This is a genomic window from Aeromonas sp. FDAARGOS 1419 (assembly GCF_019047045.1).
GTDB classification, from domain to species: domain Bacteria; phylum Pseudomonadota; class Gammaproteobacteria; order Enterobacterales; family Aeromonadaceae; genus Aeromonas; species Aeromonas veronii.
On sequence record NZ_CP077209.1, the window covers coordinates 3,802,294 to 3,819,120 of the forward strand.

At 57.5% G+C, this 16,827-nt stretch carries 16 protein-coding genes and 1 tRNA gene; 15 read left to right on the plus strand and 2 right to left on the minus strand.

Annotated features, from left to right (window positions below):
* The first annotated feature begins 68 nt into the window (after window positions 1–68).
* Window positions 69–1,181 carry an LPS export ABC transporter permease LptF gene (lptF, locus tag I6L49_RS17335; protein WP_162506282.1) on the plus strand — a complete coding sequence of 371 codons (1,113 nt, stop codon included), beginning with the start codon at window positions 69–71 and terminating at the stop codon, window positions 1,179–1,181.
* Between the two features lie 25 nt (window positions 1,182–1,206).
* A complete protein-coding gene (gene lptG / locus I6L49_RS17340; protein ID WP_128814835.1) occupies window positions 1,207–2,277 on the plus strand; it encodes an LPS export ABC transporter permease LptG in 1,071 nt (356 codons plus the stop codon).
* A gap of 74 nt (window positions 2,278–2,351) precedes the next feature.
* Here the strand turns inward: lptG and I6L49_RS17345 are convergent, their stop codons facing one another.
* The gene (locus I6L49_RS17345; protein WP_005336420.1) at window positions 2,352–2,885 is read right to left on the minus strand and encodes an RDD family protein; all 534 of its coding nucleotides are present in this window, start codon (window positions 2,883–2,885) and stop codon (window positions 2,352–2,354) included.
* A gap of 143 nt (window positions 2,886–3,028) precedes the next feature.
* On the opposite strand from I6L49_RS17345, the gene I6L49_RS17350 reads away from it, so the two are divergent.
* The 13 genes from I6L49_RS17350 (at window position 3,029) to I6L49_RS17410 (ending at window position 15,704) form a co-directional block, all read left to right on the plus strand.
* Window positions 3,029–3,114: transfer RNA gene (locus I6L49_RS17350), tRNA-Leu, on the plus strand.
* Between the two features lie 263 nt (window positions 3,115–3,377).
* Window positions 3,378–4,586 (plus strand): tyrosine-type recombinase/integrase, encoded by a 1,209-nt coding sequence (locus I6L49_RS17355; protein ID WP_151286502.1) that lies wholly within the window; start codon window positions 3,378–3,380, stop codon window positions 4,584–4,586.
* A gap of 96 nt (window positions 4,587–4,682) precedes the next feature.
* Window positions 4,683–5,588 carry a hypothetical protein gene (locus I6L49_RS17360; RefSeq protein ID WP_216950017.1) on the plus strand — a complete coding sequence of 302 codons (906 nt, stop codon included), beginning with the start codon at window positions 4,683–4,685 and terminating at the stop codon, window positions 5,586–5,588.
* 137 nt (window positions 5,589–5,725) lie between these two features.
* Window positions 5,726–5,935 carry an AlpA family transcriptional regulator gene (locus I6L49_RS17365; RefSeq protein WP_151286503.1) on the plus strand — a complete coding sequence of 70 codons (210 nt, stop codon included), beginning with the start codon at window positions 5,726–5,728 and terminating at the stop codon, window positions 5,933–5,935.
* Between the two features lie 7 nt (window positions 5,936–5,942).
* A complete protein-coding gene (locus I6L49_RS17370; protein ID WP_151286504.1) occupies window positions 5,943–6,398 on the plus strand; it encodes a hypothetical protein in 456 nt (151 codons plus the stop codon).
* 349 nt (window positions 6,399–6,747) lie between these two features.
* Window positions 6,748–6,915, plus strand: coding sequence for a hypothetical protein (locus I6L49_RS17375; RefSeq protein ID WP_216951695.1), 168 nt, complete (start codon window positions 6,748–6,750; stop codon window positions 6,913–6,915).
* Window positions 6,912–7,076, plus strand: coding sequence for a hypothetical protein (locus I6L49_RS17380; RefSeq protein ID WP_201984258.1), 165 nt, complete (start codon window positions 6,912–6,914; stop codon window positions 7,074–7,076). Before I6L49_RS17375 ends, I6L49_RS17380 begins: the two co-directional genes overlap by 4 nt.
* Window positions 7,073–7,327 carry a hypothetical protein gene (locus I6L49_RS17385; RefSeq protein WP_033138239.1) on the plus strand — a complete coding sequence of 85 codons (255 nt, stop codon included), beginning with the start codon at window positions 7,073–7,075 and terminating at the stop codon, window positions 7,325–7,327. Before I6L49_RS17380 ends, I6L49_RS17385 begins: the two co-directional genes overlap by 4 nt.
* Window positions 7,324–10,164, plus strand: a complete 2,841-nt coding sequence (locus I6L49_RS17390) for a DUF927 domain-containing protein (RefSeq protein ID WP_216950018.1) — start codon at window positions 7,324–7,326, stop codon at window positions 10,162–10,164. The genes I6L49_RS17385 and I6L49_RS17390 overlap by 4 nt, the downstream gene beginning before the upstream one ends.
* Before the next feature lie 704 nt (window positions 10,165–10,868).
* Entirely contained in the window at window positions 10,869–11,564 is a 696-nt protein-coding gene (locus I6L49_RS17395; RefSeq protein ID WP_254127493.1) for a hypothetical protein, read from the plus strand.
* A 197-nt stretch (window positions 11,565–11,761) separates the two neighbouring features.
* Complete coding sequence (locus tag I6L49_RS17400; RefSeq protein ID WP_050490103.1) at window positions 11,762–12,046, plus strand: phage tail assembly protein; 285 nt, start codon at window positions 11,762–11,764, stop codon at window positions 12,044–12,046.
* A gap of 123 nt (window positions 12,047–12,169) precedes the next feature.
* The gene (locus I6L49_RS17405; protein ID WP_216950020.1) at window positions 12,170–14,311 is read left to right on the plus strand and encodes a phage tail tape measure protein; all 2,142 of its coding nucleotides are present in this window, start codon (window positions 12,170–12,172) and stop codon (window positions 14,309–14,311) included.
* 1,153 nt (window positions 14,312–15,464) lie between these two features.
* A complete protein-coding gene (locus tag I6L49_RS17410) occupies window positions 15,465–15,704 on the plus strand; it encodes a hypothetical protein (protein ID WP_033138236.1) in 240 nt (79 codons plus the stop codon).
* Window positions 15,705–16,143: 439 nt separating this feature from the next.
* Here I6L49_RS17410 and I6L49_RS17415 read toward each other — a convergent pair whose 3' ends face one another.
* On the minus strand, window positions 16,144–16,767 hold the full coding sequence (locus I6L49_RS17415) for a PepSY-associated TM helix domain-containing protein (protein ID WP_216950021.1): 624 nt from the start codon (window positions 16,765–16,767) through the stop codon (window positions 16,144–16,146).
* Window positions 16,768–16,827: the final 60 nt, after the last annotated feature.

Below are 16,827 nucleotides of genomic sequence, written 5' to 3' on the forward strand. Positions count from 1 at the left end.
ACTGGTAAAAATCCAATATACGGCCCTATTTTTCAGGCATTCGACTAAAAACACAAGTTTACTTGGGAATGACTGTGATCGTTTTCCGATATTTGTTCAGGGAAACCCTGAAAACCCAGCTGGCAGTGTTATTCGTATTGCTGCTTATCTTTGTCAGCCAACAATTTATCAAGATCATCGGTGACGCCGCCGATGGCCAGGTGCCGACACGTCTGGTCTCTACCCTGCTGCTGCTCAACTTGCCCAATATGGCGCTGTTGATGCTGCCAATCAGCCTGTTTTTGGCCATCTTGTTCGCTCACGGACGCCTCTATGCCGAAAGCGAGATGACGGTGATGCATGCGGTCGGTTTCAGCCACCGTTTCGTGATGCGCAGCGCCATGTTGCTAGCCTTGCTGACTGCCGCAGTCGCAGCGTTCAACACCGGCTGGATCGCTCCGCAGGCCAAGGAGCGCGAGTCGCAGGTGATCGACCAGTTCAAAGCCGATCCGGGTATCTCCTTCCTGCAGCCTGGCCGCTTTATGGAGCTCGACAAGGGGCGTCTGGTTGCCTATATCCAGGATTTGAACGACAACGGCTCAAAACTGCAAAAGATCTTCGTGCTGCAGCGGGCTGAGGGGAACAATCCTCCCTCGGTGGTGGTGGCGACCGAAGGGGTGGTTACGGTCGATGAGAACGGTCTGCAGTGGCTGACCCTGATGGATGGCTCCCGCTACGAGGGGAACTTCTCCGGCAAGCAGTTCCAGATCTCCGATTTTCGCGAATATGGTCTGGTGATCCGTCAGCAGGAGATGGAGCGTTCCAACCGCAAGGCGGCGGCCAAGCCGACCATGGAACTGTTCGGTACCCAGGACAACGCCATGATGGCGGAATTGCAGTGGCGTATCTCGCTGCCCCTCTCCATTCCGGTGCTGACCCTGCTGGTGGTACCGCTGGCGCGGGTCAACCCCCGTCAGGGGCGCTACGCCAAGCTGTTGCCGGCCATCATGCTCTATCTCTCCTACTTCCTGCTGCTCAGCGCCGCCCGTTCGGCCATCGACAGCGGTCGGCTGCCCTACTGGCCGGGGATGTTCCTGGTGCCGCTCGGTTACCTGCTGTTTATCGGCCTGCCCCTCAATCTGCAGGGAACCAGCTGGTGGAACGGGGTGAAAGGGCGCTATTTCAACAGAAAATCAGCATGATGCTGCAACATAGGAACTTCTGCTGATGTTTGGCATTCTCGATAGGTATATCGGTAGGGTCATCTTTATGTCGATCCTGCTGTGTGAAATCACGCTCGTTGGCCTTGCAGCGCTCATCAAGTATGTGGAGCAGCTCAAGTCGGTCGGTGACGGCAATTACGACATGCTCAACGCCCTCTACTATGTGCTGCTTTCGATGCCGAAAGAGGCGGTGCTCTTCTTCCCGCTGGCCGCGCTGCTGGGTGGCCTGATTGGTCTGGGTCAGCTGGCGACCAGTTCCGAGCTGGTGGTGATGCAGGCGGCGGGTCGCTCCAAGATCAGTATCGTGATGGCGGCGCTCAAGACGGCGATCCCGCTGATGATCATGGTGGGGTTGATGGGGGAATATGTGGCCCCCATCGCCAAGCGGATGGCCGATGACATCAAGGCGGGCGCGCTGTCCGAAGGTCGTCTGACGGTTTCCGCCTACGGGGTGTGGGCTCGCGATGGCAACAACTTCGTCAATATCAACGGGGTGCGTAACGATGGCGCCCTCACCGGCATCACCCTCTATCGCTTCACCCCCGAGCGCAAGCTGATCGACGTGGTGCAGGCGCAGGAGGGGGTGTTCGAGCGTCACCACTGGCTGCTCAAGCAGACGCAAGTTACCCGCTTCGACGACCCGGCGCAGATCCGCAGCGAACAGCATGACAAGATGGAGTGGAGCTCGGAGCTGACGCCCAAGCAGCTGGGGGTGGTGAGTATCGACCCCGAGAACCTCTCGGTCTCCGGTCTGCTCGACTACATCGGCTATCTCGATGCCAACAAGCAGGATGCCGGTCGCTACAAGCTGGAGATGTGGCGCAAATTGCTGTCACCGCTCTCGGTGGTGGCGATGATCCTGCTGGCCTCCTCCTTCATCTTCGGCCCGCTACGCTCGGTGAGCATGGGGGCTCGGATGCTGATGGGGATCATGACCGGCTTTGCCGTCTATGTGAGTGATCGGGTGTTTGGCCCCATCAGTCTGGTCTATGCGGTACCGCCCATTCTGGCGGCTATTGCGCCCAGCCTGCTGTTTGGCGGCATCTCCTTCTACATCCTCAGCCGCAAGCAGTAACCCGCACGAGGTTATGAGGAAATGCAAAGAGGGCACCTGTTGGTGCCCTCTTTCGTTGCTGCATTGCTTCGGTATTACTTGTTAAGCAATTCCAGATTTTCCTGCTTGCTCAGCACGATCACTTCGCACTCGGCCCAGATATCCTGAAACGCCCGCGGACGCTGGCGGTTGAACAGGCACATCAGGTTGCCCAGACCAAAGGCGGCGGTGGCGAGACGGATCAGCGCCTGGGTAACGCGGATGTGGCTGCCATCCTCGTTCTGAATGCGCAGCCGCCAGGCGCGCATGCCGACGGTCTGGCCAGCGCGGGTCCAGAACCAGGTGTAGAAACCGCAGATGACGAAGGCGAGCCACAGGGTGTAGATCAGGCTCAGGTGGTGGCGGGTCAGCAACCAGACGGTATCTTCACCCGCCGGTACGCTGGCCATGCCGGTGACCAGCAACAGCTTGGCGACACCCATGCCGATAAAGCCGGCGATGATCAGCAGCGAAGTCACCACCAGCGCATCATAGATGAGGGCGCCGAGGCGACGCAGCAGACCCGCTGACGGGTATGGCTGAGTGGCGGGAGAGGGGGATTTTTGTTGGACTTTTTTAGGCTTGGCCATCGTTTTTATTCCATTAAGATGATGGCGGCATTCTATGTAACTGGCCCCGCATCGGCAAGGCGTTGAATAAATGAACAAACGGGAGTGTTCAATCGAAAAACACCTTGCATGGCATCGCGCCATTCGTATAATCCCTCGCAGTTGCCCGGGTGGCGAAATCGGTAGACGCAGCGGATTCAAAATCCGCCGGTGAATAACCGTGTCGGTTCGAGTCCGACCCCGGGCACCATATTACAGTTTCATGCCGTATCACGGCAGACCTGAAACCCGCATAGCTTAAGGCTCTGCGGGTTTTTTGTTATTTCCTGTCGTATCATATAGCCTCATGACATACCCCCATTACCGGGGGTACATCTGGGGGTATCAGTCCAGATGGGGGTAAAAAGTACCCCCTCAGGCCACCAGCCCGCGCCGTTACAGGCCCGCAGAGTGTCCACTTTTTGTCCCCCAGCATGCGATAAGTACCCCCAAGCAGAGACGGGAGATACCCCCATGCCGTTATCCGATACCGCAGCCAGGCAAGCCAAGTTCAGCGGCAAGCCTCAGAAGCTTTCCGATGAGAAGGGACTGTTCCTGCTGGTCAATCAGTCTGGTAAGTACTGGCGGCTCAAGTATCGCCATGGTGGCAAAGAGAAGGCGCTTGCCCTGGGTGTCTATCCAGAGGTGTCACTGAAAGAGGCGAGAGCTAAGCGGGATGATGCCCGCCGCCTGATCGCCGATGGCGTTGATCCCGGCTTGGTCCGCAAGCAAAGCAAGGTTGCTAGTCGGCTGGCCAGCGAAAGCAGTTTCGAAGCATTGGCGCGGGAGTGGCACCAAAGCCAGCTTGCCCGTTGGAGCCAAGGCCACGCCACTCGGGTAATCGAATCCTTGGAGGTCGATGCCTTCCCCGATCTTGGGCTTGTTCCTGTTGCTGAACTGACCGCCCCCATGATGCTGGAGGCCCTGCGGAAAGTTGAGAAGCGCGGAGCGACCGAAACAGCTGGGCGAGTGCTGCAGCGGATCAGTGCCATCATGCGTTACGCCATCCAGACAGGCCGAGCCAGCTACAACCCAGCCCAAGACCTGAAAGGAGCACTCAAAGCCGCCAAGAAAGAACACCGGCCGGCATTGCCCCGGGCGGAACTGCCAGAGTTCTACCGCCGCCTTGCGGTTGAGCCTCTTAACCCTGCAACTCGCCTTGCCTTCCATCTGCTGATGCTGACCATGACCCGCCCGGGCGAGGTGCGCTTTGCTCGCTGGGATGAGTTCGACCTGGAGCGGGCCGAGTGGCGGATCCCTGCTGAGCGGATGAAGATGCGTTCAGAGCATATCGTCCCACTATCCCGGCAGGCGCTGGCTGTCCTTGATGAGCTCCACCAGCTCACCGGTCATTGTGATCTGTTATTTCCCAGTGAGCGCAACCTGACCAAGCCCATGAGTGAGAACACCCTGAGCTATGCGATGGGCCGGATGGGATATGCGGGCGTTGCTACTCCTCATGGGTTCCGGGCTCTGGCATCCACCACCTTAAACGAAGAAGGCTTTGATCCTGACGTTATCGAGCGCCAGCTGGCTCACGCTGAACGCAATAAGGTGCGGGCTGCCTATCACCGGGCCGAGTACCTGGATGACCGCCGCAAGCTGCTGCAGTGGCTTGCTGACTTCTATGAATCCCAACAAGGGGGCAATGTGCGCCCTGTGAATTTCAACCGAGCGGTGTAACGACTTTGCCGGGCCTAGATCGGCCAATCGAAGAGTAGGGAACCTTGCCTACCTGACCCGGCGACCATTTCAAGGGTGCGTTAGAAGGTGAACGCAATGGCAAAGCAACCGCAAAAACAGCCAGCAACAGGATTATCCCCATTAGCCCCTCTTGAATTTTGTCCCCCAGAGCGAGCTGCAAGGCTACTAACTTGCGAGGTTGAGGATATTTATCACTGGGCCGCAGTAGGGGCCATCACGCTCTATGCCGAATTTTATGACTATGAAATCGGCGGTAAAGACTATGCGATATTTGTTGATGAAATACATTTTCATCACGAAGAACCACCAACGAATTTTAATAGCCTGCCGACAGTAGATGGTGGTCGAGAACGCTCCTATTACCAATCCGGATATCAATACAATGCCGCCATAGGTTTGCCACGGCCAGAAGACGGCTGGCGGCATCGGGAGGTAAATATTACCGGACTCTGGGCGCTTACTCCCTACGATATTGCTCAAATACAATCGCCCCCTCTGTATGAGGACATATGCTGGACTCTCACTACGAGGTTTGTGGGTAATGAATTGCCTCAATGGTGGAGAGAGGGGGACCCGTTAGGGGTCGATCTTAGTGGCGCTGTAATACCCAATATGCAAAAGCGGTTGCGCGTGGTGCGTGAAGACCTGTTAAAAATTCAGGCGCATATGAAGTCTGGCACTGTAATGAACAAGGTAACCAGCGAACCACGCCGAGAATGGGGCAACCCATATATGGGGGAGTCTCAGCCCCATCCAACCGCGGAATATCATGCTTCTACCAGAGAGCGTGTGCTTGTTGCAGCCCTTCATGCCCGCAGTAGATGGCCTGATGAATGCGTGACCTATGTTGCTTGGGCTAATGCTTTGTGGGATCACTCGAACGAACTGTTTGGGGGGAATGACGCTCCTCTATCACGGGAATCTATCCAGCGTTTATTGAGTGCGGCGGAGGGTAGAAACGAAGTTTATAAGCGTAGCTAAGCTGTGATGCTGGTGGGTCTACAGACTGTACGGTACCAGCACCTCCCGAGAGGTAACTTGTACCGTACATAGAGAACGCGCTTCCTCATGCTTCAATCGCTCTCGATACGGTAATACACCAAGGGAGCGAATAAGCCATGTCAAAACATCAATCTCAAGCTCTGCCCGCAGAGGGCTATGTCCGCGCAAAAATCTTGGCCCCCATGCTGGGGATCGCCGAGGTGACTCTATGGCGCTGGGCCGCAGATGGCAAAATCCCGAAGCCGGTTAAGCTGGGGACGCGTGTAACTGCCTGGCGGGCGGAGGATGTGCGCCGGTGGATGGATGCTCAAGGCCAGGCGGCATAAGGGGGCGATGATGAGCAAAAAAGAAAAGGCCGCACCGCAGAACGGCACGACCCCAAGTCAGCACTGGGATCTTACCACCAAGCCCGCCAGAGACGCTACCAAGCTTGAGTTGGTGGCCCTCCATCTGGTTGAGAATGGCCCAGATGGGATCAGCTCACTGTCAGCTCTGGCTGGACTACATGACCTCAATCCACGGAACTCGATCAGCGACCTGCGCCGCCATCACGGCATCACCATTCTAGATGAGTATTTCAGCCACCAGCATAGTGGCGATGGCGTGGCCCGCTTCAAGCGTTACTGGATCGCCGACCGCGCTCAGGCCAGAAAGCTGGTTGAACTGGTGAACCTCAAGCGCAGGCAGCGCGGGGCCCAGCCATTGAGCCAGGGGCATGTGTCCAGCTATATCGCACGCTTTCCATGTCCGACGAAGACGCCAGCACCTAGCCACCAGCCAGCCGCATAAGGGATCAGCCATGAACATGAGAACCAATGGGCGCATAGCCCAGGGAGAAGCCTTGCCCAAATTCGAGCGGACAGGGTTGCCTGATACCGTGCGACACGGTACGATCTTCCCTGTCGTCACCTTAAGCAAGTGGCGGCGTGGCTGGCGGATTAAGCACCCGAAAGCTGTGACTCACGTAGGAAAATCTGTACCCATTTCCCCCATTTCCGGCACCCTGCCGGGGATCTATCCTGTTTTGGGGGCATGGGTCGGGAGCCAAAGAAAACGCCCCCACTGTGCCTGCCTACGTGAGCACTGCTTTGCGGCTACCCGATCCGCCCTGCGTCAACTTCACGTAGGGATAACCCAAATGATCTTCACCTTCCTGATCGCCTCGAGCGCCTGCCGACTGGCAGACTTGCGCCGTATCCGCACCATTACCGCCGTTGCTGACACCGAAGCACAAGCCCGTATCGCTCTGGCTGGCCTGCCTTTGGTATTCATGTCCCGCACTCCTACCGGGAGGGCCAAGGCATGAGAACGACCAAACAGAAAGCGAGCCCCGAGTTTTTGGCCGAACTGGCAGACCTCTCCCTGCGCCGTGTGCGCCGCATAGTGAATGGCAAGCCGGTTATGGTGACACTGATCAGCCAGCCTGATGAGCACCCCCACCAGCCGACCAAGGGGGGCAAGGCATGATCTACTTCGCATGGGCCAGCGGTAGTGAACAGCCCACCTTCACCGGCCCTATCAACCCACGCACCGGCAAGCGCTCACAAGTCGGCAGCCTGAGCGCATTTAGTTGGCGAACAGACCGAGATCGGTTTATTGCCCAAGCTAACGGCGCCGCAGTAGCCGTGACAGCCAAGCAAGCGCGGGAACTCAAAGCCGGATTGGATGAACGGGCTTTCAAAGAGCTGGTGGCCGTACTGACAGGGGGTGAACGATGACCTCGACAATCAGGGGGGTCACAGGGCCTCGTTTTGTCTCTGATGTGGTCGCCGCAGCCTGTGGCCACTGGCCCGATCTGCTGGCGGCTGTAGGTATCGACATCCCGCGCCGTGGCAAGCATGGTCCATGTCCTGCCTGTGGAGGTAAGGACCGGTTCCGGCTGGATGACAAGGCTGGGCGCGGCACCTGGATTTGTAACCAGTGCGGGAATGGGGATGGACTGGATCTGGTGGGTAAGGTGACCGGCAGGCAGCCCAAAGAGGCCGCCGAGCTGATCGCCCCGCTGGTGGGCTTATCGGATGGCGGTCTTGACCCTGCCGCGCGTGAGCAGATCCACCAGCAACAAGAGGCCAGGGCGGAGCAAGAGCACAAGCAGGCGGAGCAACAACGGCGCAAGGCCGCCCGAAGGGCCACCAGCATCTCGGCAGACATCAAGCAAGGGGTCAGCCCATATCTGGAACGTAAGGCGCTGTCTGGCTTGGCTATGCCGCTCACTCAGCGGGTCATCGCAGTGGGCGAACTGACATACCAACCCGGTTCGCTGGTGGTGCCCCTGTGGGATGAGGTGGGGGAGCTGGTTAACGTTCAGCTTATCAACACAGAGGGGGACAAGCGTTACCTGCCTGGCGGCCAGAAGGCCGGGGCTTTCCACCGTATCGATGGTGGGGAGCTGGTGGCCGTGGTGGAGGGATATGCCTCGGGGCTGTCTGTCCAGGCGGCAACTGGAGCGACAGTCTATTGCGCCATGGATGCCGGTAACCTGCAGGCCGTGGCAGAGATTGCCCACCGCCAACACCCAGAGGTCCGGATCCTGCTCTGTGGCGACAATGACGAAGGCACCGAGGGTAATCCCGGCAAGACCAAGGCCGAACAAGCAGCTGCAGCCGTAGGCGGGCTGGTGGCCCTGCCACCGGTTGCCGGTGACTGGAACGACTACCACCAAGCCCATGGGCTGACCAAGACACAAGAGGCCATCATGAGCGCCAGCACCGCACCAGCCACCAGCAATCAGATGAGCGAAAAGGGTCTGTCCATTGAGCAGGCCCAAGGCGCCAGCCAGAAGGAAACGGCAGAGGTGATCCCGCTTCACGCCGAGCAGCAAGCCACCAGCACGGCAAGCGGGCAAAGGTTGCCGGAGGGGTTCGAGATCCGGGGTGATCGCCTCTGTGCGTTGATGATGGTTGGTCGGGGTGAGGATGCGCACCAGGAGTGGGTACCGATCTCCAGTCCGATCTGGGTATTGGCTGAAACCTCTGACGAGCAAGGCCGGGGTTATGGCCGGTTACTGGAATGGCTGGATAGTGCTGGACGATCTCGCCAGTGGGCAATGCCTGTCCGCTCCCTGGTACCGCGCAACGGTGACGAGGTATTTGCCGCCCTCTTGGATGCGGGCTTGCCATTCATCGAACTGGGCCACAAGCGCAAGCTGAATGCCTACCTGATGAGCTGTCAGCCTGAGCGCCGGATCACCTGTGTGGAGCGTACCGGCTGGCATGGGCGGGCCTATGTACTGCCTCAAGGGTCAATAGGGCCTGATGCTGATGGGGTGATCCTGCAAACGACTGGATACGCAGCCAGCGACTTTACCGAACGCGGTACCTTGGCTGAGTGGCAACAGGGGGTTGCGGCGCTGGCCGTGGGTAACTCCCGCCTGTGCTTTGCGCTGTCGCTCGCCTTCGCTGCCCCACTGCTGACTCTGGTAGGTATGGAGGGTGGTGGGTTCCACCTCAAGGGGGAGAGCACAGACGGCAAGACCACCATCATGAAGGCCGCGGCCAGTGTCTACGGCAACCCGGATCGCTACAGCCAGACATGGCGAGCAACCGGTAACGCCATCGAGGGGATCGCCAGCCGGCGCAATGATGCTCTGCTCTGCCTGGATGAACTGGGAGAGCTGGACGGCAAAGAGGCCGGACAAGTGGCCTACATGCTGGCCAATGGGCAAGGCAAAGGCCGTAGCAAGCAGGATGGGGAGCTGAGAGAGCGCAAGGCGTGGCGCTTGCTGTTCCTCTCAACCGGGGAATTGAGCCTTGAAGATCACGCCGCCAGCGCCGGGCAGCGCACCCAAGCGGGGATGGAGGTACGCACAATCCAGATCCCGAGCGATACCGGTCACCATGGGGCGTTTGAGTGGCTACATGGTATGGAGAGCGGGCGCACCTTCGCCGACACGCTCAAAGCCAACAGCGACAACCAACACGGCAGCGCGTTTCGAACCTATGCCGAGGCATTGGCCGGGGATCTGGATGCGCACAGCGAGCGCCTGCGGGGCGAGATAAAGTGCCTTGCCGCCGAACTGACGCCGAAGGGGGCGGGCAATCAGGTAGGCCGCGCCATCAACCGGTTCGCGCTGGTGGCTGCTGCCGGTGAGCTGGCAACCCGGCTGGGGGTCACAGGCTGGCCCGAGGGGGAGGCGCTGCGAGCGGTGCGGGTCTGCCTCAAGGCGTGGCTGGCAGAGCGTGGCCACCTTGGCAACAAGGAGGACGCAGCGACCTTGGAGCAGGTGCGCGGGTTCGTCACTGCCCACCAATACACCCGCTTTGCTGACTGGTTCGACACCAGCCACCGTCCGGCCAACATGGTTGGATACCGTAAGGCTGAGTCTGACGGAGTGAGCTTCTTTGTGTTGCCACCGGGGTGGGCCGAGATCACCAAGGGACGAGATCCCAAGCGAGCGGCGCTCTTGTGTCTCGAGGCTGGCTATCTGCTGACAGGCAAGGACAAGAAGCGGCTACAGCGCAAGGCAAGGCTACCCGGCATGAGTGGTTCGGTGTGGGCGTATCTGCTGACAGAGCGCGTACTGGCTGACGAGGCGGAGGGGTTGGAGGACGAGTAACGCCAGCCAGAAGTATGGGATGGCAGCAAAATTGGCCCCAATAAGAACCTGAGTGATTGGGTGGTATCTGAGTGTCATAGGAAATCTGACAATGTCAGAGAAACCATGACAGGTGTATCGGGGAAGAAAACAGAGGGCTGCCGAGTGTAGCCCTTTTCCTTCCTGCCTCATGCGCGCGCGTAAGAAACAAAGCAAAAATGGTGGGAACAGTGGGAACAAGATTACCTAGTGAGCCTACAAGCCTTGTATATCAAGGGTTAGAGCTGTTCCCACCTAGTCCTCTATATGGTGGGAACAAGGTGGGAACAGTGGGAACAAAAAGGCCACATGTTGAGGTTGTTCCCACCTGTTCCCACTACCTCACGGCCTTGGTGGGAACATAGAAACCCAGTCATGGCGCGGGTTAGCGGGCATTGTTCCCTTGTTCCCACCGTTCCCACCACTTTTTTGAAGCTATAGAGCGTGAGCAGGCGATCAACATCACAGTTTTCAGGCAACAGGGGGTTGCATTGAGATTGAGCAACGAACAACGAGAGCAGGTGATCGAACTGCGCCGCCATCATTCACTTCGTGAGGTGTCTTCTCTGGCTGGCCTCCCTCTGGGGACGGTGAAAGCCATCGTCAGCCGCTCTGGGCTGTTCACTGACAACCCAACGCACCGGGCTATGTTCACATTGCCTCCCATAGAGCGCTGCGGGGAGACATTGCCAGCGGTTCAAGAGCTGCCACCCCAGCAGGTTGTTACAGGGGACAGGGAGATCGATGCCCTGCTTTGGTTGCGCCAAGTGATAGAGACCGGGGATCCCGCCCGAATTGAACAAGCCAGAGAAGCGGCAGGGCGGATCACTACCCCACCGGATGAGCTGGAGAAGCGTTACGGCAACTGGCTGGTGGCCAGAGGGGGCAACATCATGGCAGGCCTTGGCAGTATCGGATTTGCCGATCTGGATGGGCTGGCCGAGAAGTCTATCACCCGGCGAGCCAGAGGGGCCGAGGCCATTGGACGATTCGGGGGTGCGTTGTGGAACGATACACCAGCAGAGGAGTTCTGCCTGGAAGCGCTCCGCGGGCTGGAGTTGGTCAAATGTGAGTATCCGCCAGTGCTGGTGGCTGGGCGGTTCAAAGCTCTGCCGGAGTTGATGCCGCACACCCTGAGTGATTGCCTGCATGAGCTGGCCTACTGGGACGATCTATACCGGTTGCGCCGTGCCTGCGATGCCAGCGGTTACTACGAGAGCAGAATGGAGGCATGGGCCAGAGAAGCATTTGTGTTTGGCTTGCTGGCTGAACTTCGACCACGCAGCCGGGAGGAGTCTCTGGCAACCCTTCGGTACCTGATGGGTTGCGAGCGTAAAGGGTGGCCAGAGGCAGACCGGATCTTGGAAAACTTGATCAGGTGACCCATTGCCAGCTGGTGGCTGCCACCACTGGAAATCCCCCAAGAGGAGGGGACGACACCTCAAAGCCATGATAACGGCACGATTTGAAACAGTGTCCATCGGTGCCAAGCACATGTCCGAAACATTTCTGCATGGAATCGAGGTCAATCCTGCCGGCAGGTAAGTCTGCCAGCTCATCCATTCAATACGGTGAGATCATGGAAAACAAACTTCCTGAATATCTGAAGATCAACGATGACGGCAGCGCCGATATCACCTTGTCACGCCCGGCGAGCATTGGCGGTACCAAAGTGTCTGTGCTGCGCATGCGCGAGCCGACCGTGGGTGATCAAGAGATCGCCGCCCAGATGACTGGCAACGATGCAACCCGCGAGATCACCGCCTTTGCCAACCTGTGTGGGCTGGCGCCGGACGATATCCGCAAGCTGCCGATGCGCGACTATGGTCGTCTGCAGCGGGTTTACACCTTTTTTCTCGACTAGCACCTGAATACATCCGCCAAGGGGTGTTAGCGCTGGCCTTGCACACAGGCTGGTCAAAGGCGGAGATCAGCGCCCTGCGCACGTCACGGTTTATCTGGTGGATAAAGGGGCTGCCCAAAGACGATGGCTAATAAAAAACTCTCAGCAACCATCACCATCGGCGGGGCGGTTGCCTCAAGTCTCAAATCTGCATTTGGTTCGGTAAAGGGCGGAGTCAACGAGGTTGGCTCCGCTATTCGCTATGCCGAACGACAGCAAAAGCTCCTTTCTCGGTCAATCCAGACATTCGGCAAGCAAGGCCGTAATGTGGATGGGTTGCGTCAAAAATACGTGGCTATTACCAGCCAGATTGACCGGCTGCGCGAGGCGCATCAGCGCCTTAACCGGATCAGGAGTCAGCAGCGGGAGAACGGGGCCGATCGGCGTGAGCTCGGCGGGAAGATAGCCAATACAGCAACCGCAGGCGCTGCGATCGCACTGCCATCTTTCGCCATGTTCAAGCAATCATCGCAGTTCAGCTATGACCTGATGATGATCGGCCTGACTGCTGAGATGACCAAAAAGCAGGTTGCTGATCTCGGTGGCACAATGGTCACCCTCTCAGACCAAACCGGTGTCAGCCAGGAAAACATGAAGAACGCCTTCGGCTTTCTGGTTGCAGCCGGTCAAAAAGTCGGGGAGGCACAAGCCAACCTCAAGTCCATCGGTAAAACGGCGAAAGCCACCGGATCTGATATTGAGGATGTGGCCCGCGCCTCGTTCACCATGGGCGATGCGCTCAAGGTCAAGCCTGACCAGATGCAACGCGCCATGGATATGCTGGTGCAGGCGGGCAAGGCGGGTAACTTTGAATTCAAGGCCATGGCCGCCGAGCTGCCCGGGCTTGGTTCATCGTTCCAAGCTCTTAAGATGACCGGCACCGAGGCTGTGGCCACCATGGGTTCTGCGCTGCAGATTGCCATGAAGGGCGCAAAATCAGAGTCCGAAGCCGCCAACAACCTGTCCAACTTCCTCTCCAAGCTCATGTCAGAGGAAACCGCCAAGAAGGCGGCGAAGATGGGCGGCAACATATCCAAGGTGATCCGGGATGCGCAAGCGTCAGGAGCCAACCCCATCGAAGCGGCTATTGCCGAGATCAACCGCATTACCAAGGGCGGTGATCAGGAGCTGATATCCAAGCTGTTCGGCGACATGCAGGTTCAGAACTTCATTCGCCCCATGCTTCAAAACCTCGAAGAGTACAAGAAGATCAAGCAGGAGGTGCTCGATTCTCAAGGGGTGGTAGAGCGCGACTGGGCAACAGTCATGGCCAGCAGCAAGGAAAAGACCGAGGGGCTATCAAACTCCGTGTGGGGTCTGACCAAGGCGATCGGCGGGGCGCTGGATCCGACCGTGGGCAAGCTGGTGGATAAATTGACGCCAGTCGTGCAAGCAACAAGGGATTTTGTTACAGCAAACCCCAAGCTGGTGGGCGGTGTAATTATGGCTGCCGGTGCCTTCACAACAATGAGATTGGCTGTTCTTGCCACCAAGTTCGCGTTCACCTTCCTGAAGGGTGGGATGCTGTCGATCGTTGGCCTGTTTTACAAGACATCAGCAGCGGCAACCGTGGCCGGTGTTGGAAGCACAGCCGCCGCTGGTGGGCTAACCGTACTTGGCAAGGCGTTCAGGTTCGTTGGTAGGGCCATCATATGGATGGGGCGCGCACTGTTGATGAACCCGATCGGATTGGCGATCACCGCCATTGCTGGTCTTGCATACGTCGTATATGAAAACTGGGATACCTTGAAGCCATTTTTTACCGCCCTGTGGGATGACATCGTTGGCAAGTTTGATTATGCGGTTAACAAAATCAAAGGCCTGATCGATGACATTAAAAAGCGCTGGGAGGGGCTGAAAACGCTTGTTTCTGGTGGGGTTGGTAGTGCGTGGAATTCAACTGTAAACACAGTAACAAGTGCTGGAAATAAAATTGGTGACGCATGGGAAAAGACCAAGAGCTGGGCTGGCTTCAGCTCAGGTAGCGAGCCTGGTGCAAACACCGCAGCTCCTCTTCCAAATCCATCACTTCCCCCGCTTCCTAAAATAGCCGGAAGCAAGAGATCAACAACCATCACAAATCATAACCAGTACGACCTGACTATAAACGCTCCGCCGGGGGCCGATCCAAAAGAGATAGCCAGAGAGGCGGTAAAGGAACTTAAGCGGCAGCAGGGTATTAGCGCTCGCAGCATGATGCCAGATGGCTATGTTTTTCAGGGGTAACAAGAAATGTTCGGCCTTTCCCTTGGACCCAGCGGGATGCTGCGACCAGGGGCTTTCCAGTTCAGCACCGCCGCAGCGAATACCGCAGGGCATCACCGGATCGCTTCGGCAAGCAGCCCAACCTTCTATACACCGTCCCTGCCAGAGAGGCGAGCTCGCTGGTGATCGCATTATTGGGGGCTCCTTGTTTTCACATAGAATACTTGTATGAAGGAACTCGGTGTTTCATACAAGGAGTCTGCGATCTCTGCCGCCATCAATGAAACCTGACAATCAAAAAGCATGTTTTTCGCCTCTAAATACCGAGGTCTTTCATACAAGATAGGTGGAACTCCTCAGCGCATTTGCGGATACCCCGCGTGATGTGTGACATATGCCCCACCTACGCTGTTGCTTGCCGGTAGTCACCTTCTCGGTGTGGAAACTCGGCGCCAAACTCGGCAAGCCTACCCGCGAACCCTTATCGGTAGCAGGGTATAAACCTGCGCTTAATCCGCAAGGTCTACCACCCAGCCCCACAAAAACTGAAGTTTCCACCAACCCTCCACAATAACCCGAGCGCAAGCCGTTATTAAGCATTTCAGGTAAAGAAGTGCCGGACCAGAAGAAAGCCGATGACGATGCTTCAATTGCGCTGATGTCCAAGCGCTTCAAAAAGGTGGCGGAAGTTATTGGTACTGAGAAGGCTGTCGCTGTGCTCAACGTCCGTTCCGCATCACGCCAGGATCCCCGTTTCGGGGAAGCAATCTTCCCTGTTTGGGGGAATGTCTCCCCGTTTTGGGGAATGTGTCTTGCCGAGACTTTGCTGGTGGGCTGTCTCTCCACTCACCCCACACTGTCTTCCGCCGGAGCCGTGGGGGTAGGTTTAGTCAGTGAGCGAGCCTACAACGCGCAGCAAGCTGGGCGGGTGAATTCATGGCCTACCATATGATTTTCGGCTGGGTCCTTCCTCGGGGGGGCACCCCTGCGGGGGCATTGACCGCGCGATCTTTGATATCTGCGTGTGCGCTGGAAGTGGAATTTATGTTTATATCTGCCACTCGAGATCGAGGCCCTATCAGGGATTGAGACGGACTGAGTTATAAAGTAATGCCATGGCCATCATGATCTGTGGTGGCTCCAAGACGGGTTATGTTTTTGGTATGGGGGTTATATGGCAAAAAATGTTCAGGTGCCTGCGTTGATCCGCCGTTGCGACATTGAGCAACTGCTCGGTGGGATCGGCAGAACCACCTTTTATCGCCGCCGGCAGGAATGGGCGGCACAGGGAACCCCGTTCCCAGAGTCTCTCAACTGGATGGCAAAAGGTGGGGCTCTTTGGCGCCGGCATGAGGTGATCGCTTTTCTCGTTGAAAGAGGGCTCATGCTGCCGGAACCGAATAACGAGGAATGAGAGAGGATGTGGGTACTTCTAGGTCACCCACTGCAGCGAAAGCCCGCATCCTGAAATTTATTTTGGCGTTATTTGTGTCATAGCATATCACCCCAGTGCGTACAGTTTGGGGGTACTTATGGGGGTATAAACGAAATTGCCACCATTAACTCGCCTTTAAAAACAATGGCTTAACTTCTTAATTCGATAGAGACCCCGCCATCAAATTCATGACAAAAGGCCATCAGCAATGATGGCCTTTTGTTTTTTGGCGTTCCTGCGCATTGGAGCGTTACTGTTGAGCTGGCAATACTTCCCGTTACCTCTTGGTATCCCTTCTCTTTTGCCGCTCTCCGTTATTTCCTTTCCTTGATATAGCCGCTGACGGCATCACCGCCAGCGGTCTGTTTCTATTGCGGTTTTCTTTCATTTCCTTGCTACGCAGTAGCATGGTCGCGCGCTATCCCAGCAGGGCAAACAGCAGGGTACCGAGGGTACCTGCGAGCGTCAGCGCTATGATGGCTCTGGGGGTACCGTGCAGCTTGGTCCACATAAACAGGCTGGTGAGGGCGAGCAGCAGCAGAGCCAGGGCGGCGAGGTCGCCAAACAGCTGCCAGCCGAGGCCGGTGCCCATGCCGCGGTGCAGCCGGTTGAGGCTGGCGGCAAAGTTGGCCAGTTGCAGGTCGGTACGTACCAGCAGGGTACCCTCAACATAGCTGGCAGCCACGCTCTGGCTGAGGGTGACGCCGCGCATTTCCCACTTGGCGGGCAGGATGAGCAGGCCGTTCGGGGTGGGCAGAGTCTGGGCCGGGGTGATCATGGTTCGCCCGTCGGCAAAGGTATCGGGATAGCGCTGTTGCAGCAGGCTTTTCAGCTGCTCCGGGCTGGCGAGTGGCGCCTCGAGCACTATCTCTTCACTCGATTTGTCGGTGTGGGGGCCGGGGATGGGCAACACTGCACGGTGTTGCAGCCAGAGACCGGTGATGCCGTACATCAGCATCAGGGCTAGGGTAAAAAAACCGGCCCAGGCATGGAGGCGGCGTACCCATTTGTTGTTGTGAAGGGGAACTCTTCTGTGTTTCATCGTGGTTGCTTCATAAAAAACTGGCCAGCAGGGGCTGGCCAGTCGGGGTGGTTGTCACAG

What these genes read in the sequence shown, in the direction of transcription:
- lptF (WP_162506282.1), top strand. Translation starts at nt 69, where the DNA reads ATGACTGTGATCGTTTTCCGATATTTGTTCAGGGAAACCCTGAAAACC.
- lptG (WP_128814835.1), top strand. Translation starts at nt 1,207, where the DNA reads ATGTTTGGCATTCTCGATAGGTATATCGGTAGGGTCATCTTTATGTCG.
- I6L49_RS17345 (WP_005336420.1), bottom strand. Translation starts at nt 2,885, where the DNA reads ATGGCCAAGCCTAAAAAAGTCCAACAAAAATCCCCCTCTCCCGCCACT.
- I6L49_RS17355 (WP_151286502.1), top strand. Translation starts at nt 3,378, where the DNA reads ATGCCGTTATCCGATACCGCAGCCAGGCAAGCCAAGTTCAGCGGCAAG.
- I6L49_RS17360 (WP_216950017.1), top strand. Translation starts at nt 4,683, where the DNA reads ATGGCAAAGCAACCGCAAAAACAGCCAGCAACAGGATTATCCCCATTA.
- I6L49_RS17365 (WP_151286503.1), top strand. Translation starts at nt 5,726, where the DNA reads ATGTCAAAACATCAATCTCAAGCTCTGCCCGCAGAGGGCTATGTCCGC.
- I6L49_RS17370 (WP_151286504.1), top strand. Translation starts at nt 5,943, where the DNA reads ATGATGAGCAAAAAAGAAAAGGCCGCACCGCAGAACGGCACGACCCCA.
- I6L49_RS17375 (WP_216951695.1), top strand. Translation starts at nt 6,748, where the DNA reads ATGATCTTCACCTTCCTGATCGCCTCGAGCGCCTGCCGACTGGCAGAC.
- I6L49_RS17380 (WP_201984258.1), top strand. Translation starts at nt 6,912, where the DNA reads ATGAGAACGACCAAACAGAAAGCGAGCCCCGAGTTTTTGGCCGAACTG.
- I6L49_RS17385 (WP_033138239.1), top strand. Translation starts at nt 7,073, where the DNA reads ATGATCTACTTCGCATGGGCCAGCGGTAGTGAACAGCCCACCTTCACC.
- I6L49_RS17390 (WP_216950018.1), top strand. Translation starts at nt 7,324, where the DNA reads ATGACCTCGACAATCAGGGGGGTCACAGGGCCTCGTTTTGTCTCTGAT.
- I6L49_RS17400 (WP_050490103.1), top strand. Translation starts at nt 11,762, where the DNA reads ATGGAAAACAAACTTCCTGAATATCTGAAGATCAACGATGACGGCAGC.
- I6L49_RS17405 (WP_216950020.1), top strand. Translation starts at nt 12,170, where the DNA reads ATGGCTAATAAAAAACTCTCAGCAACCATCACCATCGGCGGGGCGGTT.
- I6L49_RS17410 (WP_033138236.1), top strand. Translation starts at nt 15,465, where the DNA reads ATGGCAAAAAATGTTCAGGTGCCTGCGTTGATCCGCCGTTGCGACATT.
- I6L49_RS17415 (WP_216950021.1), bottom strand. Translation starts at nt 16,767, where the DNA reads ATGAAACACAGAAGAGTTCCCCTTCACAACAACAAATGGGTACGCCGC.